General features: G+C 64.5%; 19 protein-coding genes. 12 read left to right on the plus strand and 7 right to left on the minus strand.

Annotated features, from left to right (window positions below):
• The first annotated feature begins 184 nt into the window (after positions 1-184).
• Positions 185-436, plus strand: coding sequence for a hypothetical protein (locus R3X27_RS11075; protein ID WP_317708918.1), 252 nt, complete (start codon positions 185-187; stop codon positions 434-436).
• A 40-nt stretch (positions 437-476) separates the two neighbouring features.
• Complete coding sequence (locus R3X27_RS11080) at positions 477-1,136, plus strand: SDR family NAD(P)-dependent oxidoreductase (RefSeq protein WP_411572485.1); 660 nt, start codon at positions 477-479, stop codon at positions 1,134-1,136.
• 25 nt (positions 1,137-1,161) lie between these two features.
• On the opposite strand, the gene R3X27_RS11085 is transcribed toward R3X27_RS11080, so the two are convergent.
• Together R3X27_RS11085 and R3X27_RS11090 are read right to left on the minus strand one after the other, a co-directional pair.
• Positions 1,162-4,359 carry a 2Fe-2S iron-sulfur cluster-binding protein gene (locus R3X27_RS11085; protein WP_411572488.1) on the minus strand — a complete coding sequence of 1,066 codons (3,198 nt, stop codon included), beginning with the start codon at positions 4,357-4,359 and terminating at the stop codon, positions 1,162-1,164.
• Positions 4,360-4,373: 14 nt separating this feature from the next.
• Positions 4,374-4,814: a hypothetical protein gene (locus R3X27_RS11090; RefSeq protein ID WP_317708921.1), complete on the minus strand. Its 441-nt coding sequence runs from the start codon at positions 4,812-4,814 to the stop codon at positions 4,374-4,376.
• 260 nt (positions 4,815-5,074) lie between these two features.
• Here R3X27_RS11090 and R3X27_RS11095 point away from each other — a divergent pair, with 260 nt between their 5' ends.
• Entirely contained in the window at positions 5,075-6,142 is a 1,068-nt protein-coding gene (locus tag R3X27_RS11095) for a dipeptidase (protein WP_317708987.1), read from the plus strand.
• A 92-nt stretch (positions 6,143-6,234) separates the two neighbouring features.
• A complete protein-coding gene (locus tag R3X27_RS11100; protein WP_317708922.1) occupies positions 6,235-6,717 on the plus strand; it encodes a hypothetical protein in 483 nt (160 codons plus the stop codon).
• Between the two features lie 229 nt (positions 6,718-6,946).
• Here the strand turns inward: R3X27_RS11100 and R3X27_RS11105 are convergent, their stop codons facing one another.
• Both R3X27_RS11105 and R3X27_RS11110 read right to left on the minus strand, forming a co-directional pair.
• Positions 6,947-7,729 carry a hypothetical protein gene (locus R3X27_RS11105; RefSeq protein WP_317708923.1) on the minus strand — a complete coding sequence of 261 codons (783 nt, stop codon included), beginning with the start codon at positions 7,727-7,729 and terminating at the stop codon, positions 6,947-6,949.
• Between the two features lie 13 nt (positions 7,730-7,742).
• Positions 7,743-8,750: a DUF2125 domain-containing protein gene (locus tag R3X27_RS11110; RefSeq protein ID WP_317708924.1), complete on the minus strand. Its 1,008-nt coding sequence runs from the start codon at positions 8,748-8,750 to the stop codon at positions 7,743-7,745.
• A 62-nt stretch (positions 8,751-8,812) separates the two neighbouring features.
• Between R3X27_RS11110 and R3X27_RS11115 the strand changes: the two genes are divergently transcribed.
• The 3 genes from R3X27_RS11115 (at position 8,813) to R3X27_RS11125 (ending at position 13,084) form a co-directional block, all read left to right on the plus strand.
• Positions 8,813-9,373, plus strand: a complete 561-nt coding sequence (locus R3X27_RS11115) for a gamma-glutamylcyclotransferase (RefSeq protein ID WP_317708925.1) — start codon at positions 8,813-8,815, stop codon at positions 9,371-9,373.
• 132 nt (positions 9,374-9,505) lie between these two features.
• The gene (locus tag R3X27_RS11120; RefSeq protein ID WP_317708926.1) at positions 9,506-10,756 is read left to right on the plus strand and encodes a biopolymer transporter ExbB; all 1,251 of its coding nucleotides are present in this window, start codon (positions 9,506-9,508) and stop codon (positions 10,754-10,756) included.
• A gap of 3 nt (positions 10,757-10,759) precedes the next feature.
• Positions 10,760-13,084 (plus strand): peptidoglycan -binding protein, encoded by a 2,325-nt coding sequence (locus tag R3X27_RS11125; protein WP_317708927.1) that lies wholly within the window; start codon positions 10,760-10,762, stop codon positions 13,082-13,084.
• Between the two features lie 3 nt (positions 13,085-13,087).
• Here the strand turns inward: R3X27_RS11125 and R3X27_RS11130 are convergent, their stop codons facing one another.
• From R3X27_RS11130 to gloB, 3 genes are all read right to left on the minus strand, one after another.
• Complete coding sequence (locus R3X27_RS11130; RefSeq protein WP_317708928.1) at positions 13,088-14,092, minus strand: M23 family metallopeptidase; 1,005 nt, start codon at positions 14,090-14,092, stop codon at positions 13,088-13,090.
• The gene (clpA, locus tag R3X27_RS11135) at positions 14,092-16,425 is read right to left on the minus strand and encodes an ATP-dependent Clp protease ATP-binding subunit ClpA (protein WP_317708929.1); all 2,334 of its coding nucleotides are present in this window, start codon (positions 16,423-16,425) and stop codon (positions 14,092-14,094) included. Before clpA ends, R3X27_RS11130 begins: the two co-directional genes overlap by 1 nt.
• A 417-nt stretch (positions 16,426-16,842) precedes the next feature.
• Positions 16,843-17,604 carry a hydroxyacylglutathione hydrolase gene (gene gloB / locus R3X27_RS11140; RefSeq protein WP_317708930.1) on the minus strand — a complete coding sequence of 254 codons (762 nt, stop codon included), beginning with the start codon at positions 17,602-17,604 and terminating at the stop codon, positions 16,843-16,845.
• Positions 17,605-17,672: 68 nt separating this feature from the next.
• Here gloB and R3X27_RS11145 point away from each other — a divergent pair, with 68 nt between their 5' ends.
• From R3X27_RS11145 to atpD, 5 genes are all read left to right on the plus strand, one after another.
• On the plus strand, positions 17,673-18,428 hold the full coding sequence (locus tag R3X27_RS11145) for a methyltransferase domain-containing protein (RefSeq protein WP_317708931.1): 756 nt from the start codon (positions 17,673-17,675) through the stop codon (positions 18,426-18,428).
• 582 nt (positions 18,429-19,010) lie between these two features.
• Complete coding sequence (locus tag R3X27_RS11150) at positions 19,011-19,571, plus strand: F0F1 ATP synthase subunit delta (protein WP_317708932.1); 561 nt, start codon at positions 19,011-19,013, stop codon at positions 19,569-19,571.
• Complete coding sequence (gene atpA / locus R3X27_RS11155; protein WP_317708933.1) at positions 19,571-21,109, plus strand: F0F1 ATP synthase subunit alpha; 1,539 nt, start codon at positions 19,571-19,573, stop codon at positions 21,107-21,109. Before R3X27_RS11150 ends, atpA begins: the two co-directional genes overlap by 1 nt.
• 14 nt (positions 21,110-21,123) lie before the next feature.
• The gene (locus tag R3X27_RS11160) at positions 21,124-22,002 is read left to right on the plus strand and encodes a F0F1 ATP synthase subunit gamma (RefSeq protein WP_317708934.1); all 879 of its coding nucleotides are present in this window, start codon (positions 21,124-21,126) and stop codon (positions 22,000-22,002) included.
• Positions 22,003-22,023: 21 nt separating this feature from the next.
• Positions 22,024-23,445, plus strand: a complete 1,422-nt coding sequence (atpD, locus tag R3X27_RS11165) for a F0F1 ATP synthase subunit beta (RefSeq protein WP_317708935.1) — start codon at positions 22,024-22,026, stop codon at positions 23,443-23,445.
• The last annotated feature ends 9 nt before the right edge of the window (positions 23,446-23,454 follow it).

Raw genomic sequence — 23,454 nt, forward strand, 5'->3', positions numbered from 1 at the left:
CTTCTTCCGTACGCACCTGCGGGACTTCCGTCTTCCCCAAGGCGGCTGATAGCGGGGCCCCTGACCTGACGCGGCGGGATCACTCAACCGGTGCCGCGATGTTTCGAACAAATCTGCTTTGCCCGTGTCCCTTCGCCTGCGTCGCGCGGTGTCGGGGATGTGGCTGGGCGCAAAAAGGATGAACATGTCCGAGAACCAGAAGGTGGCCACCGCGGCCACGAAGAAGAATGAACTCCGCCTCGACCGCCTGTCGCTGATCGGAACCTTCGGCACCGAGACCAAGCGTCACGCGTTGCTGCGCCACTCGTCCGGGCGCATCTCGAAGGTCGAGATGGGCAAGCGGATTGCCGGGCAACAGGTGGTCGCTATTGCCGATGGCGCCGTCTTCCTGAAAACCAGCACCGGTACGCGGCGGTTGGAGATGCCCGAAGGCTGAGCCTTGCTTTCGCTTGACCTCGCGGGCGCGCCCGGTGCAGATGCGGCCCATGACCAGACTTGCCCTCGTGACCGGCGCGTCCCGTGGCCTTGGCGCTGCCATGGCCGAAGCGCTCGCCCCCGACTATCACATCCTCGCCGTCGCCCGCACTGTGGGCGGGCTGGAAGAACTTGACGACCGCATCAAGGCGCGCGGCGGCGACGCGACGCTGGCGCCGCTGGACGTGACCGATGACGGCGCGATGCAGCATCTCTGTCGCTCGGTGCATGAGCGTTGGGGGGGCTTGGATCTCTGGGTCCACACCGCGATCCACGCCGCGCCTCTGACCCCAACCAACATGGTCGAGGGCAAGAGTTGGGACAATTCGGTTGCGGTCAACCTCGAGGCCACGCGGCGGCTGATCACCTATGTTTCGCCGCTGTTGCAGGCACGCGAAGGCGCACGGGCGGTGTTTCTCGACGATGACCGTGCCGGCCAGCCCTTCTTCGGCTGCTACGGAACCACCAAGGCCGCACAGATGGCGCTTGTGCGCGGCTGGCAGGCGGAGACGCGCAAGCATGGGCCTCGGGTCGAGATCCTGCAGCCGCAAGCCGTTCCGACCGCTTTACGCGCGCGCTTCTTTCCCGGCGAGGACAAGAGCGCGCTGGTGAATATCCTGAAAGAAGGCGCCCGGCTGGCCGACCTGATCAAGGCCGGCTAGGACAAGGCCTCGTCGCGAGCCGCGGCTACAGGTCCAGTTCCAGAATCCCGTCCGGCTCTGCTGCGCGGGACTGGCAGGCGATGAACCCTGTCTGCCGTTGTCTGGCCGACAGAACGTGATCGCGATGCTCGACCGCGCCGGAGACCAGCCCGCACCGGCAGACACCACAGATCCCGTCCGAACATTTCACATCGACCCGTATGCCGTTCGCATTCAGCACCTCGGCGGCGGTCTGCCCGGGCGCGACCTCCAGCTCTCGCCCGTCGCGCAATCGCAGGCGGAAGGGGTGGTTGACGTAGTCTGGCGTCTCCGGCGGGTTGAAATACTCCAGGTGGCGTGCATCCTCGGCAAAGCCCTGTCGCTCGGCGGCGGCCAGCACGGCCTCCATGTAGCGCTCCGGTCCGCAGGTGTAGACATGCCAGCCCGGTCGCGCGCCGGCGAGGATCGCGTCCAGATCGGCCCGGCTTCCCTCGTTGGAGACATGCAGGCGAACGCGCCCGGCCCAGTCCGCCTGTTCCAACGCGTCGAGATAGCCGGCCTCGGCGCGCGTCGGCACGGAATAATGCAGCTCGAAATCCCGTCCGAGAGCGTGCAGGCGGTGGGCGAAGGCGATCATCGGCGTCACGCCGATCCCGCCTCCCATGAGGAAGCTCTTCCCGGCCGCCTCGACCAGCTCGAAATGGTTGATCGGACGCGCGGCGAAAAGCTTGCGGCCGGGTGTGAAGATCCGGTGCAGCAGCGCCGAACCACCCCGGCCCGCATCTTCGCGCAGCACGCCGATCTGGTAGGTGGCGCGGTCCGCCGGATCGCCCGCGAGCGAATATTGGCGGAGATATTCCGGCGCCACGAGCAGGTCGATATGCGCCCCGGCGGTCCAGTCGGGCAGGGGGGCGCCATCTGGGGCGCGCAGCGTGTAGCCGGTGACCCGCGCCGCCATCGGCTCCACCTTGGCGACCTCAAGTTGGATCACCGGAGAGTCGCTTTCAGTGCGGGAGTGATGGATCACCGAGGCATCGCCCTGCGCCAGCCGGGCGCGGTATTCATCCGCCGGGATCATCGCCTCATAGGCCGATATCCCTGCCTCGCGATCCATCGCGAATGGGTAGGGCCAGGGATGCGGCGCCAGCGGGGCCGGGTAGACCGCGAGTGTCTGGTCCTCGTAGGCAAGGTCGAGATCGGTCTGCAGATCGCGCCGGTTGACCGGTTTTTCAGTCGGGCGATAGGCGCCATCCTCTGACTGCTCGAGGTCCCACCACCATTTCTTGACATCGTTCAGCCCGCCATTGCCCAGCCGGTCGTCGAGCTTTGCCAGAAACGGCGCGGCGGTGGGGATGTTGGAGGCGGCCCAGCGGAACGGGGCTTCGGCGAAAAGCCCTTCGAGATTCCATGGGCAGGTCTTCATGCAGCGCCCGCACATCGCGCCGCCCTCCTGCGTGACGCGGTAGGTGGTGCATTTCTGGCTGTCGGATTTCCAGATCTCGTAGCCGTTGAACATCAGCTTCGGCCCGGCAGTGATGGCGCCGGAGGGGCATTCGCGGGCGCATTTGTTGCAAGCCTCGCAGAAGGATTGCAGGCCGAAATCGATCGGCCTGTCATGGGCCATCGGCATGTCGGTCGTCACCGCGCCGGATTTGAGCCGCGGGCCGAGATAGGGGTTCAGGATCACTTCGCCGATGCGGGACACCTCGCCGAGCCCCGCGAGCAGCAAGAGCGGCGGTTGCAGCACTTCGCCATCCATCACCGTATGTGCCTTTGCCGAGAAGCCGAGGTTGCGGATCTGCTGCGCCATCACCCCGCCGAGAAGCGAGAAGCGCAAATAGGCGCGCATCGATTGGCTGACGGCGATCCAGTCATCGCCCGAAGCGCCTTCCATTGTCTCGAAGCCCTGGTCGACGATCATCGACAAAGCCTGGTCATGCGGCGGCTCGATCGGCGCGCCGGTGGCGTCATGGCTGTACCAGGCCCAGTCCGGGCAGCGCGAGGTGCCCGCGGCGTCGATGCCGAGGAAATAGCTCGCAGCCTTCAGGTTCAGCGCGTTGCGCTTCGGGTCGGTCGGACGCGGGCCGTTTGGGTCTGGCGGGCCGTCCTGTAGCAGGACGAAAGCGCCGAGCGCGCGGCGTTGCGCCATGGAAGGCGCGGATTTGCGGACATATTTGCCACCTGTGGCCGCCTTTTGCAGCGCCGGTCCCATATCGCCGAACTGGCTGCGGGCGAACATGTCGGCGCGTTTGGGCACGCGGGCGACATTGGGCTCGTCGATATAGGTCGTGGGGCTGTCCACCCGCTTGAGCCGCTCGAAGGGATGCGCACCAGCGGCATAGCTGCGCCGCGCATAGGGATCGCGGTTCATGGCGCCCTTGCCGGTGCCCAGCCCGAACCACCAGCCCGGACCGTTCGCCTGCGCTCCGGGCGCGAGCGGGTCGTCATGGGCCAGCTCCAGTTCGGTCGTCACCGCCGCGAGCCCGAAGCGCCGTCCCAGCCACGGGGCGGAGAGCGCGCCGTCTTCGAGCGAGACCAGCCCGGCCGCGAGCGCAAGCTTGCCGAGGTCGACCTCGCTCGTGGTCGCCGTATGGGCGCGGGCGTCATAACCGAGCGCGCGGATGTAATTGGCCAGTACCACGGCGTTTTCCGTGGCCCGCAGGCAGGCCCGATGCGCCTGCGCGCCGAGGATCCAGTCGCTGCCGGGTTCGTCGGGACGGGGGGCGCGATGGTGTTCGTAGAGCAGCACGATGGCGTGGGCGTGGTCCGAAAGCGGTTTCGGGGGCGCCTCCATGCTCTCCTTGAGGTCGGCCATGATCAGGTCGATCCCGGCGGCGAGGGTGCGGGTCTGGCGGGTGCGGAGCGCCTCGGCCAGCCGCTCGATATCCGGGTTTCGGCGCGGCTCCGCCAGAAACGCGGCAGCGGGCAGGGGGCCGGTCCCGACCATGGAGGCGTCGTTGTAATAGCCGAAGGCCTTGAGGTGATTGGCGCGCTCTGCCGGATCGTCGGGGATGGCGGCGCGCGCCGGGTTGACCAGCCCATCGCGGATCGCATCCATCATCGCCTGGAATTCGCCCATGGCATTGACGATGCTGTCGGGCTGCTCGGGTCGATGGAAGCTCAGCGGCGGCATGGCGGGGGCGTCGCTGAGGTCCGGGATGCGCTCCTGCCGCTTCAGCCGCTCCAACGGGTAGGACCCGAGATGGACCGGTCGCTTTCGGTTGGAAAAGATCCGCATCGCCAGCCCCTCTTCGCGTCTCAGCCGCCGCAGCTATCCGCGCCGAGGCGGGAGATGCGCGCCAGCGCCATCTGCTCGATCTCGCGCAGTCTTTGTTCGGTCTCGGCGAACTGGGCGCGGATCTCGGATTCCGGCACATAGGTCTCGCCGGTCTGTCGCGACATCTCGATCAGCCGTTCTTCCAACGCCGTAAACCGGGTTTCGATTTCCTCGGCGGGAACGAATTGCGCTTCGGCGCTTATCCCGTCGCGAAGGCGCTTCTCGATATCAGCGAAACGGGCGTGAAGCTCGTGCGCGGGGACATATTCCGCCGCGCGCTCATCTTCGATCAGCGCCCGGAGCGCGGCGCGAAACCCGGGGCCGCCTTTGCGGATCCGCGATATGACATCCCGCACGAGCTGCTCGTGTTCATGTTCGATCCGCAGGTTGATCGCCTTGGTGCCTGTCTTCGACGCTGTCATGCCCGTCTCCCTGAAAGAGGTCTCGCAGGACCCCCTTCGTTTCCGTAGCATAATGGAAGCATTGTGCAACCAGCTCCTGTGCGCGCCGGCACGCCGAAGGCGTGCCACCCCCGACGGGAGGAGCGCATCTTGATGCGTCGACGACGGGAGGGACGCCTCCTCTGTCCCGGCCTGCGCCCAGCGGTCGCTCTTCCGAGCGCTTCCACCCGTCGGAAAAGACGCCTAGCTTGCGCGCAGTCTCCCATATCGAGTTGAGCGCCATGCCTGAAATCATCCCCGTCTTCGACGGTCATAACGATCTGCTTCTCCGTCTCCATCATGCCCCCGAGACGCGGCGCACGCTCTTTCTGGAAGGCGGGACAGAGGGCCATCTCGACCTGCCACGAATGCGCGCGGGCGGGTTTGCCGGCGGTCTTTTCGCGATCTACGTACCCTCGCCGCCCAGCCCGGGTGCCCCCGACCTCTTCGAACTCATGAAAGAGCCCCCCTATGATGTCCCGCTGCCGGCACCATTGAACCTGACGCGGGCGCAACCGGTGGCCCTGTCACAGGCCGGACATATGCTCTGGATGGAGCGCGCGTCCGAGGGCGCGTTCACGGTCTGCCGGTCCGCCGCTGACTGTCGCGCCGCCATGGAACGCGGTTCCATCGCCGGCGTTATGCATATGGAAGGTGCCGAGGCGATCGGCCCCGACCTGGACGCGCTACATGTCTTCCACGCGCTTGGGCTCCGCTCGATTGGCCCGGTCTGGAGCCGCCCTACCGCCTTTGGTCACGGCGTGCCCTTCCGCTTCCCCGGCAGCCCGGATAGTGGCCCGGGCCTGACCGACGCTGGCAAGGCGTTGGTGCGCGAGTGCAATGCGCTCGGTATTCTGATCGACCTCTCCCATCTCAACGAGGCCGGTTTCGACGATGTCGCCAGCCTTTCCGACGCCCCCCTCGTCGCCACCCACTCCAATGCGCATGCGCTCTGCCCCAGCCCGCGGAACCTCACGGATCGCCAGCTTGACCAGATCGCCGAGAGCGGCGGAATGGTCGGGTTGAACTTCGCCACATTCTTCCTGCGCCCGGATGGGCTGGCCGCACGAGATTGCGGTTTCGAGCCGATGCTGCGCCATCTCGATTACCTGATTTCGAGGCTCGGAGAGGATCATGTCGGCTTCGGGTCCGACTTTGATGGTTGCGTCGTTCCGGAGGCCATCGGTGATTCTGCGGGCCTTCCGGCCCTGATCGAAGCAATGCGCGAACACGGGTTTGGAACGGAGTTGCTGAAAAAACTGGCGTACCGGAACTGGTTAGCTATTTTGGAACGCACAATCGGGAGGTGATGTCATCGAATCTTGGCATTGCCATGGTTCGTGCTCCTGCAGGGGCGCCATTTGGACTATGACGCTGCGAGGTGGATGAGTGGAGAATGGGTATGGAGCAATTGGTCAGGACATGTGACCGCGACGAAGGATTCGAAGCGGTTCCGCAAGAGAGCTTTGGGGCCGACGTCGTGGAGAGCTGCACCAATCTTGCGTTGGATCGGTTTTTTGAAGCCAAGAATGCCTTCATGGCGCCTCTTCTGAATGCGCCGGGCCTTGTCACGCTCTATGCAGACGAGGCCGAGATCGAGCTGGAAGTGCCCGCAGAGCCGGGAATGGAGCGGCGCATTTGTCGAGGAAGTGCCCAGATCGAGGCGCTTTTCGAAGAATTTGCAGAGGTGATGCTATCGACCACGGTGGTCGAGATTTCCCGAAAGGTGACCGGGCGCGCGGCTTTCTGGAGCGGACTTGTTCAGGGCGTGCACCGGGAACGACGGGAGCCGGTGAGGCTGGATGCGTTGTTTCGGCTGGAGTTCGATGAGCATGATCATGTGACCCGTCAATGGACGCGTCTGACCCCGTCGGGGAGTGAGTGATGGCGCGCCGGGCCGTCCCGACGGCCCGATGCTCATCCGCCCAGGCAATAGGCTGAGCCTCGTTCTATGTGACAAGACTGCTTGGCAGCGCCCGACTGCCGCGGCACCGGCCACGGTTGGGTGCTGAAAGGACAGCCGTCGCACGAGCTTTCCGTCGTCGCGACGTCCCGTGCCGCCAGAACCGGCCTTCAGGAACCAGTCCCCTGGCCTTTGCCGACCGGTCCGGGGTCTATCCGAACTCCGCCTGATGCGCCGCGAGGATCGGGTCGACCCGTTTCAGGGCTGACAGGATCCGCGCGGAGATCGTTGCCTCGCCATCCCCAGGCGTCAAAGGGCCAGAGACATGGGCGGCGCAGAGCGTTTTCGTCTCTTCCGTTGAGTCCGCAAGCTCTTCCGCCCAATTCCTGAACGCGGCCGCAGCTCCGGCGCGCGGTTCCAATACCTTGCGCAGGGTTGGATGGAAGGAGACGCGCGGGCGCAGGCCGAATGCGCGCAGCAGGGCGGGGGGGCGCAGGACGGTCAGAGTGTCATCGACATGCAGCACGCCGGAGGCGCGGTGCATCGCCAGGACGGAGGAAAAATGGAGCTTCTCGTCTGACGAGATGAAATCGACCCCGCGCGGAATGAAAATGTCGAGATCTTCGGCGAAGAGGTCCGGGAATTCGGGGTCCTCGCAGCGTAGCGGCTCCCAAGGCAGGTCAGGGCGCTTCGTTGCATGGCGGCGTGTGCCGTAGAGCTTTGCCTGCGGGAAGTCGCGGTGCATGGCGTGGCAATGCAGCGTGTGGAACGGGTGCAGGTTCAGGATCGCTTCGACGGCGTTGCCGCCATCGGTCAGCTCTAAAATCTCGCGGCGATGCGCGTCCCGCAATGTCAGCGAGTCGAGCAGCAGAAAGGAGCCGTTCCGGCGGCGCAGCAACGAGGCATGGGTGCCCAGGTCGATGACACCGCCGACACGGAAGGAGCCGCGGATATTCCAGAAATCCTCGGCGACGCGAAGAATCGAGTTGCTCATGGCGGGGGCCTTCTCACGGGATGCGGATCACCGGTGCCGGCCCCAATGGGACCGGGCCAAGCTTGGTGCGACCATTGGAAAAGCTGAGTGGGATGTCCAGCGTGTCCGAACGTCCGGCAAGCCCGCTCAGAAGCCCCAGCCCGGATTCGATTGGATCGACAAGGCTTTCGGGAACCAGACCCGACTGGCGCACCAGTTCCAGGATGTCGCGCCAATTTGTGGATTTGACCATCACATCGCCGCTGACGAGGCCCGCCGCGTCCAGCTCAAGATCGCCGGCAATTCGCAGCTCAAGCTCCCCCCATTTCACCGCGATCTCTCGGATCTCGATTTCGCGCGGCTGCGGCCGGGCCGTCTCGACGGCCAGCCTGTCCCAGGGCCGGTCGAAGCCGACCGACAGATCGGCACGCAGGGTCTCGACCTCCTCGGGCACCAGCCCGGCCTGTGCCAGACGCCCCAGCAGTGGCGCGCGCGGTTTCAGGCCGAGGAATTCCAGCCCGATATCGCGCCGGCCGAGCTTTGCTTCGGTCGGGCGAGTGGCCAGGCGCATCTCGTCGCTCGAAAAGGTCCATCCGGCATCGGAGATCAGTTCCAACGCCTCGAAAATCAACGTCGCCTCTGACAATTCCCGCGCCGGGCCGGGCAGGAAGGTGGCGCTGCCCTGAAGAGACTGGCCGGTGATCGCGACGTTCTGATAGGGCGTCCGAAGCGCCATCTCGTTTGGCCAGACGAGGATGACGTGATCCTTCTGATAATTCAGCCCGAGGATCTGGAAGAAAGGCGCGGTCCAGACCCAGCCGGAATCTGTATTGGCCAGGGTCACGCCGGTCAGGGTCCGGTCGATCCGCGTCGGGAACCCCCGGACCTCCAGCCCGTCCCACTCGGCCTGCCAGCCGGCCTCCCGGCGCGCCTCCAGCCAGTGCTCCAGCCCGTTTTTCGCCTGCCAGGCACCCCAGCCCCACCAGGCGCTCCAGCCCGCCGCGAAGATCACGACGATCCACAAGAGTCTGCTCGGTCTCATATCGGCCCTTTCCCATCGCTCCGATATGCGGTTTACACCGGCAACCGCGCGAGGAACATCGGATGCTTCAGGAAATCGACACCACCCAGCCGCTCTGGGTCTTCGGCTATGGCAGTCTGATCTGGCATCCCGGGTTTCCGGTCGAAGAGCAGGCTGTTGCCCGGCTGACTGGCTATCATCGGGCGTTCTGCATGTCCTCGATCCATCATCGCGGCACCGAAGAAGATCCGGGGCTGGTCCTTGCACTGGACCGGCTCGAAGACGCCCATTGCGACGGGTTGGCCTTTCGCGTCATGCCGGACCACGAAGCCGAGACGCTGGCGGCGCTGCGTGAACGCGAGCTGGTCTCCTCGGCCTATATCGAGGAACTGGTGACGCTGCGGCTGCATGACGGGCGCAGTGTGACGGCGCTGGCCTATGTGATCGAACGCGGCCATGTGCAGTATTGCGGCGGCATGGCGCTGGAAAAGCAGGCGCAGATCATCGCCCGCGCTGTTGGCGGACGTGGTCCAAACACCGAATACCTCTTCAACACCGCCGATCACCTGACAGAGCTTGGCCTTGCGGATGCGGATATCGACTGGCTCGCCGCCCGCGTCCGTGCGCTGACCCGGCTTGGCTGAGCCGGGCAGGGCAGGGAGTTTTGCAACGCTGCCGGTCCTTCCTGCGTCATCGTCCGATTGCTCATTGGCATTCGCCTGACCGTTAACTAACGTGCGCAGCAAGATTTCCCTTGTGCGAGACGCCCGCCAGCCATGAGCGACACCCCGGCCCAGACCCATTTCTCGCAACCCGTGCGACAGATCACCCAGATGCTCATCGCCTGTGGCCTTGTCGCCGCCGGAACATGGGTCATATTCCCGTCGGTTCAGCCGGTCTTCTACGCCAATCTCTGGCTCAACGGCACCATCGCGCTGGTCTTCGTGATCGGTGTGCTGGCCTGCTTCCTGCAGGTCGCGCAGCTTTCCTCCTCGGTGCGTTGGATCGAGACCTTCGCACGCGACCATGACAGCGCGGCCAACTCGCCGACCCCCCGCCTGCTCGCGCCGCTCGCGGCTCTTCTGCGCTCGCGCGGGGTCAACCGGCAAATCTCCTCGACCTCCGCCAGCTCGATCCTCGACTCGGTGGCGACCCGGATCGAGGAAGGGCGCGACATCACGCGATACATCGTCAACCTGTTGATCTTTCTGGGCCTTCTGGGGACGTTTTACGGTCTGGCGACCACCGTCCCGGCCGTGGTGGAGACCATCCGTTCGCTCGCGCCCAAGGAGGGCGAGACCGGCGTGCAGGTCTTCGAGAAGCTCATGGGCGGGCTGGAAGCGCAGCTCGGCGGCATGGGCACGGCCTTCAGCTCCTCGCTCCTGGGTCTTGCCGGATCTCTGGTCGTGGGGCTGCTGGAGCTCTTCGCCTCGCGCGGACAGAACCGCTTCTACCGCGAGCTGGAGGAGTGGCTTTCCTCGATCACCCGGCTGGGCTTTGCCGGAGGCGGCGAGACCGAGCTGTCCGGCGAGACCGGGGCGCTGGTCGGCGTGCTCGACCACATCGCCGAGCAGATGGAGAACATGCGCGAGACGCATTCGGTGGCCGATGCGAGTCGGTCCATGGTGGATGACAAGCTGACGGAAGTCGCCATGGCGGTGACCGCGCTCACCCGCACGATGCAGCATGGCGACCGCACGACGGACGTGCTGGAACGCATCGCCGAGGGGCAGGAGCGGATGCTCGAAACCCAGCAGCAGATGCTGCGCCGGGCGGGCTCCGCGCCGAGCCAGGAAGGGGACATGGTCGATAGCGGCGGCGATGCCGAGGCGCGGATGCGTCTGCGCTCGATCGACGTCCAATTGCTGCGGATCCTCGAGGAACTGGCCGCTGGTCGCCAGGAGACGGTGGCCGAATTGCGCGGCGATATCGCCACGATGACACGCGAGATCCGCCGCGCCCGCCGACAGCAGGGCCTCGCCGAGACCGGGACCGTGGTTGGCCCCGACGAGCGGCCGGGGAGCTAGGCCATGTCGCTGCGCCGACGCGGGAGTGATCGTCTCTCGGCTTCGATCTGGCCAGGCTTCGTCGACGCGATGACGGCGCTGTTGTTGGTGCTGATGTTCGTGTTGTCGATTTTCATGATCGTGCAATTCATGCTGCGAGAGACCATCACCGGGCAGGAAAGCGAACTGGACCTGCTGCAGAACGAGATCCTGCAACTCGCCGAGGCGCTCGGCATGGAAGAGACCCGCTCCGCGGATCTGGAGCGGCAGGTCGGCGTGCTCGATGCGACGCTCTCGGCCGCGCGCGACGAGGCGAGCGAGCAATCGGCCCTGATCGCGGCGCTCACGTCCCAGATTGGCCAGCAGGAAACGGCCCTGGCGGATGCCGCTGGCCGCATCTCCGATTTTGAGGAACAAGTCGCGGCATTGCTGCTGGAGCGCGATGCCGCGCGGACCGATATCGCGGAGCTGGAGAGCGCGCAGGACACGCTGGAGAGCGAGCGCGACGCGCTTACGACGGCGTTGGCTTCGGCGCGCGGCGAGATCGATGTTCAGGAAGAGGCGGCGCGGTTGGCGGCGGCGAAACGGGAGGCGCTGGAGGCGTTGATCGCCGATCTGGAGACGGAAAATGCGGAAACCGAAGCGGCTTTGACGGAGAAGCTGGCAGAGGCCGAGGATCTGGCGGAACGGCTCTCGGAGGAAGAAGCGTCGCGGCTGGCCGAGGTCGCTGCCGCGCAGGCACTGCGGGAGAAGCTGAAGGGCGCCGAGGACGAACTGACGGCGATGACGTTGGCGCTGGAAGCGCAACGACGCAGGGCTGAAGAGACGTTGACGCTGCTGGCCGCGGCGCAATCGGCCGAAGCCGCACTGGACGAGAAACTCGCCGCTGCGCTGCTCTCGCGGCTGACGTTGGAAGAGGAGCTTGCCGGTGAGACCGCGGCGAAGGAAGCCGGCGCGACGGCGCTCGAGGAGGCACAGGCAGAGGCTGCGCGGATGCGCGAGGCGCTTGCCGAGGCGGAGGCGGAACGTGCGCGGCTGGTGGCGGCTCTGGAAGAGGCGCGCTCTGGTCAGACCGCGCGGGCAGCCGCGCTCGGCGAGGCGAATGAAGAAATCGCCCGGCTGCAGGATGCGCTTGCCGGGCAGACGGCGCGCGGTGAGGCGCTCGCGGCGGCGCTGTCGGAGTCCGAGACGGGCAATGCGGCCCAACTGGCGGAGCTGGCTGACGCGAAAGCACGTATCTCAACCCTTTCGAGCGAATTGGAAAGCGAGCGCGCCGCTGTCGTGGCTCTGACTTTTGAGCGCGATGCGGCCCGTGCCGAGGGCGGCGAGTCTGGCGCGCGCCTGGCAGAAGCGGAACGAACCATCGAGACGTTGTCGGGCGAGATGGCGGATCTGCGCAGTGAGATGGCGCGGCTGGAGACCGAGAATGAGAGCCTGCGCGCGGCCACCGGAGATGCCGAGGATATTCGTCGTCAACTCGCGGCGGCTCTCGCGGCCAAGCTGGCCGCCGAGCAGGATGCCGAGAAGCAACTGACCGATGCCGAGCAGCGTGCTGCGCTGCTGGCGGCCGCCAAGACCGAGCTGGCACAACGCGAAGCGGCTTCGGCCGAGGATCAGCGGCGCATGGCGTTGCTCAACGAAAACATCTCTTCGTTGCGCAGCCAGCTCGCCTCTCTGGAGGAGTTGTTGAGCGCCTCGGAGGCCCGCGATTCTGTTTCCAAGGTGGAAATTCAATCGCTGGGATCGCGGCTCAACACGGCCTTGGCACAGCTTTCGAGCGAGCAGAAGGTGCGGGCGGATCTCGAAGCCGAACGGGCGCGACTGGAAGAGGTCGAGCGCGTACGGCTTGAAGAAGAGAAGAAACGGCTGGAAGCGGAAGCACGCGACCTGAAGAACTACCGTTCTGAGTTCTTTGGCCGGCTGCGCGAGATCCTCGGCGGGCGCGAAGGTGTGCGGATCGAGGGCGACCGCTTTGTCTTCTCCTCCGAGGTGCTGTTCGAACCGGCTTCGTCCGATGTCTCCGAGGCAGGTCGGGCGCAAATCGCGCGCGTGGCGCGGATTCTCGCGGAGATCTCGGAAGAGATTCCCGAAGGGATCGACTGGGTGATCCGGGTCGATGGCCATACCGACGACACGCCTCTGTCGGGACGGGGGCAATATGCCGATAACTGGGAGCTGAGCCAGGCGCGTGCGCTTTCCGTGGTTCGGCACATGACGGATGAACTGGGCTTCCCGCCCTATCGCCTGGCGGCGAACGGGTTCGGGGAATTCCAACCGGTAAGCCGCGACGACAGCGACGAAGCCCGCGCCCGCAATCGCCGGATCGAGCTGAAACTCACCGAGCGTTGAGCGTCAGGGGCGACGAAAGGCGATGGCATCGCGGGCCAGCAGGGTTTCCCCACGCCAGAGCTCCACGCGCCCGCGATAGTCGCCCGACTTGAATCCCTGCGCAGGGGCTTTGATGCCCCAGGCGCGGAAGAGCTGCGGCTGGGACTTCTCCAGCCGGATCTCGCCGCTGCGGGAGCGACCATCGGGAAAATCGATGCCAAGGACCAGCCTGTCGCCGGCCTCGCCTGCATAGAGCTGGCTCCAGACGACCAGCGCGTCAAGTGGTCCGCCGGGCAAAGTCTCTCGCGCAAAGCCAGCCTTGACTTCACTCCAACTGGGGACCCGGTTTGCGATCCCGACCTGTACCACGCCGCCCGGCGCGTAGTCTGGCAAGGAGGGCCAGGGGCTTTTTCCGGTCCCGGAACCACATGACTCGTCGGGATTTGAGCGGAACGGATCGACGACACGCCCGTTCTCGCGCAAGCTGAAATGGAGATGGTAGAAATTCGTGTCTCCACTCAACCCGACCTCGCCGAGAGGCGTTCCGGCGCTCACGATTTCGCCCTTGCGCACAACAAGACTACCGCGTTTCAGGTGACAATATTGGCTTTCCCAGCCGTCGCCATGATCGATCACCACGCCGTTCCCGCATTCCCTGCCGGCCACGTTTGGCGCTCCCGGTGCCATGACGTCCACATCCGACATGCCGTCCCGAAGCCCCCGCACCCGTCCGGCGGCCGCCGCCACGACGCGCACGCCTGCCCCTGTCGCATCGACGGGCGGCACGGCGATGTCTGTTCCCTTGTGTCCATCGCTGGTCAGCCGGCCGCACGCAAAGTCCCGCAAACCCGGGCCCGGGTCGTTATCGACATGTTTCTGGACAAAGCAGCGCGTGGCCGAGCAATCCACCGGGAGCAATAACTCCGGCATTTCGGCGTGCAGGACGGATGCGGTCGAGAGCACAAGGAGGCAGGGCAGAAAAAAGGGCGCCGCGAAGCGCCCTCTTTCATGTTTCAGGACCGGTTTCATCAATCCGCCGTCAGCAACGGCGGTTTGCGCGTGGACAGGCGCGGTTTGCCCGGTTCCTCGATCTCGAGATCCAGCGCGTTCTCCTTGACCGCGACCTTGACGATGCCACCCTTGGTCAGCTTGCCGAAGAGCAATTCCTCGGCCAATGGCTTCTTGATGTATTCTTGGATCACACGGCCCAGCGGACGGGCGCCCATCTTGTCGTCGTAACCCCGTTCGGCAAGCCACTCGGCGGCCGGCGTGGTCAGCTCAATGCTCACGTTGCGATCCATGAGTTGGGCCTCGAGCTGGAGAACGAACTTCTCGACCACCTGCAGGATCACCTCCTTGCCGAGCGGTGCGAAGCTGACCACAGCATCCAGACGGTTGCGGAACTCCGGTGTGAAGGTGCGCTCGATGGCGGCGGTGTCTTCACCTTCGCGCTTGTCGCGACCGAAGCCGATCGCGGCCTTTGCCATGTCCGACGCGCCTGCATTGGAGGTCATGATCAGAATCACATTGCGGAAGTCCACCGAACGGCCGTTATGATCCGTCAACGTACCGTGATCCATCACCTGCAGCAGGATGTTGAACACATCCGGGTGCGCCTTCTCGATTTCGTCGAGCAGCAGAACGCAATGTGGATGCTGGTCCACGCCGTCGGTCAGCAGACCTCCCTGATCGAAGCCGACATAGCCCGGAGGGGCACCGATCAACCGCGAGACTGCATGTTTCTCCATGTACTCGGACATGTCGAAGCGCAGCAGTTCAACACCCAGAGTGTCGGCAAGCTGCTTGGCGACTTCGGTCTTGCCGACGCCGGTCGGGCCGGCGAATAGGTAGTTCCCGATCGGCTTCTCCGGCTCACGCAGCCCGGCGCGGGCAAGCTTGATCGCCGCGCTGAGGGCTTCGATCGCCTTGTCCTGACCGAAGACGACGCGCTTGAGGGTCGGTTCCAGATCCCGCAGCAGCTCGGCATCATCCTTGGAGACGTTCTTGGGCGGGATGCGGGCGATCTTGGCGATAACGGCCTCGATCTCCTTTGTTCCGATGGTCTTGCGCCGTTTGCTCTCCGGCACGAGATGCTGTGCCGCACCGGCCTCGTCGATCACGTCAATCGCCTTGTCTGGCAGCTTGCGGTCATTCATGTAGCGCGCCGAGAGCTCCACAGCCGTCTTGATCGCGTCCGCCGTGTATTTGATCTCGTGATGCTCCTCGAAGTAAGGCTTGAGGCCTTTGAGGATCTTGACGCTGTCCTCGACGGAAGGTTCGTTCACGTCGATTTTCTGGAAGCGGCGGGAGAGGGCGCGGTCCTTTTCGAAATGCTGGCGGAACTCCTTGTAGGTCGTCGAGCCCATGCAACGCAGCTTGCCACCCTGCAGCGCTGGCTTGAGCAAGTTGGAGGCATCCATCGCGCCGCCGGACGTTGCGCCGGCGCCGATTACGGTGTGGATCTCGTCGATGAAGAGAACCGCGTCGGGGTGATCCTCCAGTTCGGTCACGACGGCCTTTAGCCGTTCCTCGAAATCGCCACGATAGCGAGTGCCGGCGAGCAGCGCGCCCATGTCGAGCGAGTAGATGGTTGCGCCCGAGAGCACATCCGGCGTCTCGCCCGACACGATCTTGCGCGCCAGACCTTCAGCGATGGCGGTCTTGCCGACGCCGGGGTCTCCAACCAGAAGCGGGTTGTTCTTGCGCCGGCGACAGAGAACCTGGATGCAGCGCTCGACCTCCGGGTCGCGTCCGATCAGCGGGTCCACATCGCCTTTCTCGGACTTGGCGTTGAGATCCACGCAATATTTCGCGAGCGCAGATTCGCGCTGCTCGCCGCTGTCCCCCGGTGGCGTCTCGTGTTGCTGGCTTTCCTCCTCCATGTCGGCGCCCGTCACCGGACGGCTCTCGCCGAAGCTCGGATTCTTGGCAACGCCGTGGGCAATGAAATTAACCGCGTCATAGCGGGTCATTTCCTGTTCCTGCAGGAAGTAGGCAGCATTCGATTCGCGTTCGGCGAAGATCGCGACGAGTACATTCGCGCCGGTCACTTCGGTGCGGCCAGAGGACTGCACGTGGATCGCGGCGCGTTGGATGACGCGCTGAAACGCGGCGGTGGGCACTGCTTCCGAGCCTTCGACCTCGGTCACCAATGTCGCCAGATCTTCCTCGATGAACTCGGTGAGCTTGTTGCGCAGCTCCTCGAGATCGACATCGCAGGCCTGCATCACCTTGGCCGCGTCCGGCTCATCGATCAGCGCCAGCAGCAGGTGTTCCAGGGTCGCGAGTTCATGACGGCGGGCATTGGCGAAACCCAGTGCGGCGTGAATCGCTTGCTCGAGCGTATTCGAAAATGACGGCACGATAAGTGCTCCTTGGTCCTGCGGGGCCTGCGGCGGGAGCGCCCGGCGTCGAGACTGGCCCGTTTAAGTTAAAGTTTGGTGGGCGGGGCGGCAGCTTCAAGTGTTTTTTTCCCCAAGTTGGCCCAGGCCGAGGGCCGATGCACAAAATGTGATCGTTTGGCGTGCCCTACTAGGCAAGCAAACAAGGGTTTCCGGGGCAAGTGGAGCCGCGCAAGGGAGCGCGAAAGAAATTGCTTAACGCACCGTGCGCCGAGAGATCGGTGATCGCGCCGCAGGCGCACGCCGCGCAGCGGCGCCACCGCCGCTCGAGCTTCGCTCGGCGGCACGCCCGCTGGCAGCCTCGAAACTCCGGAAGGGTACAAGGAACTCACGCTGCTCCAGCAGGGTAGCAGCACGACCCGTGCAACGCCGGACTATTCAAAAGGAGTCTTTACGGCGACGAATCTCGGCGAAGACCTCGGCGTCGGGTGCTCCGGGAAGCCCGACCTGCGCTTTGACCTCGGGGGCGGTTGCGCGCAGGAAGGGGTTCGTCGCCAGTTCGACAGACAGCAGGGAAGGAACGGTCGGTTCGCCGGCATCCCGGGCGCGCGCCACCTCTGCAACCCGAGCTGCCAACGCGGTGTTGTCGGGATCCACCGTGACGGCGAAGGCGCCATTGGCGGCCGTGTATTCATGTCCCGAATAGACCAGCGTCTCTGGCGGCAAGGCGGCGAGCTTGCTCAACGAGGTCCACATGGTGGCCGGGTCGCCCTCGAAGAGCCGTCCGCAACCGAGCGCCATAAGGCTGTCTGCGGTAAAGACCGCACCGGGGAAGTGAAAGGCGATATGGCCGACCGTGTGGCCGGAGACATCGAGGACCGCGCCCTCGACCGTTCCGATTCGCACCGTGTCGCCCTCGCGAACAGCTTCGTTCAACTCAGGCAGGCGGTGACTGTCGGCGGCCGCGCCGATCACGCGGGCGCCGGTCTCTGCCTTGAGCCTGTCCACACCGTCGATATGGTCGGTATGGTGATGCGTGATCAGTATGTCGGTGAGGTGCCAGTTCCGCGCAGCAAGGGCCGCGAGGACAGGGGCAGCGTCCGGTACGTCGACCACCGCGACCGCGCCGCTCTCCGAGTCGCGGACTAGATAGGCGTAATTGTCCGTCCGGCATGGGATTGTGACGATTTCCAGCGACATGGCGTTTCCTTTTCCCCGAGACCCGGTATGTTCAGGCTCCAAGGTGGCAAGGGAGTTGTCCGGGCGCAATGCATCTCGATGTGCTGGACCTGAGAAATTTCTATTACAAGACCAGGCTGGGCCGCGTGGCGCAGCGGGCTATCCGTGATCAGATGGTGGAATTCTGGCCGCCCACGGAAGCGCGCGGCCAAACCGTGGCCGGGTTCGGCTTCGCCGTGCCATTGCTGCGCCCCTATCTCGGTAATGCGCGCCGTGTGATCGCTCTGATGCCGGGTCCTCAGGGTGTCATGCCCTGGCCAGCGGGCCATCCCAATCTCTCGGTGCTCTGCGAGGAAATGCTCTGGCCGCTGGATACCGGATCGGTCGACCGGCTGGTCCTGCTGCACGGGCTGGACACGTCCGAGCACACTTCAGAGGTGCTGGCCGAGTGCCAGCGTGTGCTCGGCCCCGGCGGCAAGGCGCTCTTCATCGTTCCCAACCGCTCTGGGCTCTGGGCGCGTCGCGACGCGACGCCCTTCGGCTATGGCCGCCCCTATTCGACCGGTCAGCTCGAAGCGCAGCTCTTGCGTCACGGTTTCCAGCCCGAGCGCCATGCCGCGGCGCTTTTCGGGCCGCCCTCGGAAAAACGGTTCTGGCTGCGCTCTTCCCGTATGTGGGAAAAGTTCGGCCGGCAGGTCTTCACCTCGCTTGCCGGTGGGGTTTTCCTAGCCGAGGCGAGCAAGATTACCCAATTGCCCGGCGGGTCTCCGGTCAAGGACATGGTCCGCGATCCGTTGCGTGTGCTGGACGCAGTGAACGCGCCGCCAGGGCCAAAACCCGCGTAAACCGCGCGCGACGGGGCGATCGTGGCCCAAGTGCAGACTGGAACGGACTTGGGACAGGCAGGCGTCGCCTTTCCGAGAACACTTCCTTGCTTGCGCAGCAAGTGTCCGCTCCGCCGCGACACCTGATTGTCCTTTCCTGAACCAGAACCGTCCTTTGGCGCCGCCCTGTATCCGCGCCGAGGTGATTCTGTCGCGAACACACGAAGCCCCGCGATTTTCTTCCAAATCGTCCTGCTTTCTGCTTCCTGCTCCCCGGTATTCGAATCTCTGGACAATCTGCCGCAAGGGAAACCGTCGATCGCTCATGCTGCGTCGCGGCATGCGAATGTATGCAATGGTGCACCGAAAACGGTTGCTTTGGGCGCTAACGACAGGTTCACGCCATGTTGACCGGCCATTTGAACGGATATTTTCCAGACGCCTATTTCCCGGGCAATGATATTGCGCGCTCCAAGGGAGTTGCGGGGTGCAAACGGGTCTGTTACATCGCTTTTCGATTTGAGGGGGGAACTGCTGTTTCCGCCCGGGACAACATGCGTCCGGGGGTGCACGCCCGAACGCACAAATAGCAGAGGGGTGGACGTGTCAGAAACGGCTTCGATTTCCTCGAGCATTGCAGGACGCTACGCGCTGGCGATGTTTGAACTGGCCAAGGACGAGGGAAAACTGGATTCCCTCGAAGCCGATACCGACGCCCTGTCGGCCGCGCTTGAATCCTCGGAAGATTTCTCGGCGATGATCTCTTCGCCGATCTATTCCCGCGATGAACAGACCGCCGCGATCTCGGCAATCGCCGATGGCATGGCTCTGGACGCGACGACGAAGAACACGCTGGCCCTGATGGCTTCCAAGCGTCGGCTCTTCGTGCTGCCGCAGCTGCTGAGCAGCCTGCGCGCGATGATCGCCGAGGAAAAAGGCGAGGTGACCGCCGAGGTGACATCCGCCATCGCGCTCAACGACGCCCAGGCCGGCGCCGTGGCCGAAATGCTGAAGTCCCGCTTCGGCAAGGACATCAAACTGAACACGACCGTCGATGAAAGCCTCATCGGTGGTCTTATCGTCAAGGTGGGCTCCAAGATGATCGACACGTCGGTCCGGGCCAAGCTCGCCAATCTCCAGAACGCTATGAAAGAGGTCGGGTAATGGCATTGCAAGCTGCGGAAATCTCCGCGATCCTCAAGGACCAGATCAAGAATTTCGGCCAGGAGGCCGAAGTTGCAGAAGTCGGTCAGGTGCTGTCGGTTGGCGACGGTATTGCCCGCGTGCATGGTCTGGACAACATCCAGGCCGGTGAGATGGTCGAATTCCCCGGTGGCATCCGGGGCATGGCGCTGAACCTCGAAGTCGACAATGTCGGTATCGTGATCTTCGGCTCCGACCGGGACATCAAGGAAGGCGACACCGTCAAGCGGACCAAGGCCATCGTGGACGTGCCCGTGGGCGACGCCCTGCTCGGTCGCGTGGTTGACGGTCTTGGCGCGCCGATCGACGGCAAGGGGGCCATCGAGGCCACCGAGCGTCGCGTTGCCGACGTGAAGGCCCCGGGCATCATCCCGCGGAAATCGGTGCATGAGCCGATGGCGACCGGTCTCAAATCCGTTGACGCCATGATCCCGATCGGCCGTGGCCAGCGGGAACTGATCATTGGCGACCGTCAGACCGGCAAGACCGCCGTGGCGCTCGACACGATCCTGAACCAGAAAGCCTATAACGACGCCGCCGGCGACGACGAGAGCAAGAAGCTTTACTGCATCTACGTTGCTGTTGGCCAGAAGCGCTCGACCGTTGCCCAGCTCGTCAAGAAGCTCGAAGAGACCGGCGCGATCGAATACACGACGGTTGTTGCGGCCACCGCGTCCGACCCGGCGCCGATGCAGTTTCTCGCTCCCTATTCGGCGACCGCGATGGCCGAGTTCTACCGCGACAATGGCCGCCACGCGCTGATCATCTATGATGACCTGTCCAAACAGGCCGTGTCCTATCGCCAGATGTCGCTGCTGCTGCGCCGTCCGCCGGGGCGTGAAGCCTATCCGGGCGACGTTTTCTACCTCCACTCCCGCCTGCTGGAGCGCTCCGCCAAGCTGAACGAGGACAATGGTGCCGGCTCGCTGACCGCGCTGCCGATCATTGAGACCCAAGGCGGCGACGTCTCGGCCTTTATTCCGACCAATGTGATCTCGATCACCGACGGCCAGATCTTCCTTGAGACCGAACTGTTCTACCAGGGCATCCGCCCGGCCGTGAACACCGGTCTGTCGGTGAGCCGGGTTGGCTCCTCGGCCCAGACCAACGCGATGAAATCCGTCGCCGGTCCGGTCAAGCTGGAACTGGCGCAGTATCGCGAAATGGCGGCCTTCGCCCAGTTCGGCTCCGACCTCGACGCCTCCACCCAGCAGCTGCTGAACCGTGGTGCGCGCCTGACCGAGCTGATGAAGCAGCCGCAATACTCGCCGCTGACCAATGCCGAGATTGTCCTTGTCATCTATGCCGGCGTGAACGGCTATCTCGACAAGATCGACGTCAAGGATGTCGGGCGCTTCGAGGAAGGCATGCTGAACTTCGTGCGCTCCAAGCACGCTGACCTGCTCGATTGGATCACCACCGAAGATCCGAAGGTCAAGGGCGAGGCATCCGACCGTATCAAGGCCGTGGTGGACGAGTACGCCAAGGGCTTCGCGTAAGCGAGGAGAGGTAGATGCCCAGCCTTAAGGATCTCAAAACACGGATCGATAGCGTCAAGTCGACGCGAAAGATCACGAAGGCCATGCAGATGGTGGCCGCCGCAAAACTGCGGCGGGCCCAGGATGCGGCCGAGAGCGCACGGCCTTACGCCGAGCGCATGGGGGTCGTCATGAGCGGCCTCGCTGCCTCCGTTGGCAGCAGCGACAGTGCGCCCCGGCTCATCGCCGGGACGGGCAGCGATCAGGTTCAGATGCTGGTCGTGATGACCTCGGAGCGCGGGCTCTGCGGTGGCTTCAACTCCACGATCGTTCGGGCCGCGCGCCTGAAGATCCAGGAGCTGCTGGCCGCTGGCAAGACGGTGAAGATCATCACCGTCGGCAAGAAGGGCCGCGAGCAGCTCAAGCGTGATTACGCGAGCCTCTTTGTCGATCACGTCGACATGAGCGAAGTGAAGAAGGTCGGCTATGGGGACGCATCGGGCATCGCCCGCGATCTCATGGATCGTTACGAGGCCGGCGAATTCGACGTCTGCACGATCTTCTACAACAGGTTCATATCGGTGATCAGCCAGGAGCCGACGGTCAGGCAGATCATCCCTGCCACGTTCGAGGCGCCCGAAGAGGGTGCCGAGGCTGGCGCGCTCTACGATTACGAGCCCAGCGAGGAAGATGTTCTGGCCGACCTGCTGCCGCGCGGCATCTCGACCCAGATCTTCACCGCATTGCTGGAAAACGGCGCCTCGGAAGAGGGCGCGCGGATGTCCGCCATGGACAACGCCACGCGCAATGCCGGCGAGATGATCGACAAGCTGACGATCGAGTTCAACCGCTCGCGTCAGGCCGTCATCACCAACGAGCTTATCGAAATCATTTCGGGCGCCGAGGCGCTCTGAGACACCGGAGACACATAGCACATGGCTAGCATAGGCAAAGTGACCCAGGTTATCGGCGCTGTCGTCGACGTTCACTTCGACGGCGACCTGCCCGAGATCCTGAACGCCCTGGAAACCACCAATAACGGCAAGCGCCTCGTTCTCGAGGTTGCCCAGCACCTCGGCGAGCACACGGTCCGCACCATCGCCATGGACGCGACCGAAGGTCTCGTTCGCGGCGCTGAGGTCAAGGACATGGAAGGCCCGATCACAGTGCCCGTGGGCAACGCGACCCTCGGCCGGATCCTCAACGTCGTCGGCGAGCCGGTGGACGAAGGCGGCCCGGTCGAAGCGACCGAGTATCGCGGCATCCACCAGCCCGCTCCCGAGTTCGCCGAGCAGGCGACTGAATCCGAAGTCCTCGTGACCGGCATCAAGGTCGTCGACCTGCTGGCGCCTTACGCCAAGGGCGGCAAGATCGGCCTGTTCGGCGGCGCCGGCGTTGGCAAGACGGTTCTCATCATGGAACTGATCAACAACATCGCGAAGGTGCACTCGGGCTTCTCCGTGTTCGCCGGTGTTGGCGAGCGGACCCGTGAGGGCAACGACCTCTACCACGAGATGATCGAATCCGGCGTTATCACCCCGGACAATCTCGAAGACTCGAAGGTGGCGCTGGTCTACGGCCAGATGAACGAGCCGCCGGGAGCCCGTATGCGTGTTGCCCTGTCCGGCCTGACCCTGGCCGAGCAGTTCCGCGACCAGTCCGGCACCGACGTGCTGTTCTTCGTGGACAACATCTTCCGCTTCACCCAGGCCGGTTCCGAATGTTCGGCGCTGCTGGGTCGTATCCCCTCCGCCGTGGGCTACCAGCCGACACTGGCCACCGATATGGGCCAGCTGCAGGAGCGGATCACCTCGACCAAGGGTGGCTCGATCACCTCGGTGCAGGCGATCTACGTGCCGGCTGACGACCTGACCGACCCCGCGCCGGCCACGTCCTTTGCCCACCTCGACGCCACGACGGTTCTGTCGCGCGCCATCTCCGAGCTGGGCATCTACCCGGCCGTGGACCCGCTCGACTCGACCTCGCGCCTGATGGACCCCGCCGTTCTCGGCGATGAGCATTACCAGGTTGCCCGGGACGTGCAGGGTATCCTCCAGCGCTACAAGTCGCTGCAGGACATCATCGCCATTCTCGGCATGGACGAACTGTCGGAAGAGGACAAGCTGGTCGTGGCCCGTGCCCGGAAGATCCAGCGTTTCCTCAGCCAGCCTTTCGACGTGGCCCAGGTCTTCACCGGTTTCCCCGGTGTGCAGGTGCCGCTCGAGAAGACGATTGCCTCCTTCAAGGCGGTTGTTGCCGGCGAGTACGACCATCTTCCCGAAGCCGCCTTCTACATGGTTGGCGATATCGACGAAGCGGTTGCCAAGGCCGAGAAGATGGCCGCGGAAGCCGCGTAAGGAGGGCTC

The organism is Tropicimonas sp. TH_r6 (assembly GCF_033101155.1).
Lineage (GTDB): Bacteria > Pseudomonadota > Alphaproteobacteria > Rhodobacterales > Rhodobacteraceae > Tropicimonas.

Bases quoted from the DNA above. Each gene is read 5' to 3' on its own strand.
- R3X27_RS11075 (WP_317708918.1), top strand. From the start codon at position 185: ATGTCCGAGAACCAGAAGGTGGCCACCGCGGCCACGAAGAAGAATGAA.
- R3X27_RS11080 (WP_411572485.1), top strand. From the start codon at position 477: ATGCGGCCCATGACCAGACTTGCCCTCGTGACCGGCGCGTCCCGTGGC.
- R3X27_RS11090 (WP_317708921.1), bottom strand. From the start codon at position 4,814: ATGACAGCGTCGAAGACAGGCACCAAGGCGATCAACCTGCGGATCGAA.
- R3X27_RS11095 (WP_317708987.1), top strand. From the start codon at position 5,075: ATGCCTGAAATCATCCCCGTCTTCGACGGTCATAACGATCTGCTTCTC.
- R3X27_RS11100 (WP_317708922.1), top strand. From the start codon at position 6,235: ATGGAGCAATTGGTCAGGACATGTGACCGCGACGAAGGATTCGAAGCG.
- R3X27_RS11105 (WP_317708923.1), bottom strand. From the start codon at position 7,729: ATGAGCAACTCGATTCTTCGCGTCGCCGAGGATTTCTGGAATATCCGC.
- R3X27_RS11110 (WP_317708924.1), bottom strand. From the start codon at position 8,750: ATGAGACCGAGCAGACTCTTGTGGATCGTCGTGATCTTCGCGGCGGGC.
- R3X27_RS11115 (WP_317708925.1), top strand. From the start codon at position 8,813: ATGCTTCAGGAAATCGACACCACCCAGCCGCTCTGGGTCTTCGGCTAT.
- R3X27_RS11120 (WP_317708926.1), top strand. From the start codon at position 9,506: ATGAGCGACACCCCGGCCCAGACCCATTTCTCGCAACCCGTGCGACAG.
- R3X27_RS11125 (WP_317708927.1), top strand. From the start codon at position 10,760: ATGTCGCTGCGCCGACGCGGGAGTGATCGTCTCTCGGCTTCGATCTGG.
- R3X27_RS11130 (WP_317708928.1), bottom strand. From the start codon at position 14,092: ATGAAACCGGTCCTGAAACATGAAAGAGGGCGCTTCGCGGCGCCCTTT.
- gloB (WP_317708930.1), bottom strand. From the start codon at position 17,604: ATGTCGCTGGAAATCGTCACAATCCCATGCCGGACGGACAATTACGCC.
- R3X27_RS11145 (WP_317708931.1), top strand. From the start codon at position 17,673: ATGCATCTCGATGTGCTGGACCTGAGAAATTTCTATTACAAGACCAGG.
- atpA (WP_317708933.1), top strand. From the start codon at position 19,571: ATGGCATTGCAAGCTGCGGAAATCTCCGCGATCCTCAAGGACCAGATC.
- R3X27_RS11160 (WP_317708934.1), top strand. From the start codon at position 21,124: ATGCCCAGCCTTAAGGATCTCAAAACACGGATCGATAGCGTCAAGTCG.
- atpD (WP_317708935.1), top strand. From the start codon at position 22,024: ATGGCTAGCATAGGCAAAGTGACCCAGGTTATCGGCGCTGTCGTCGAC.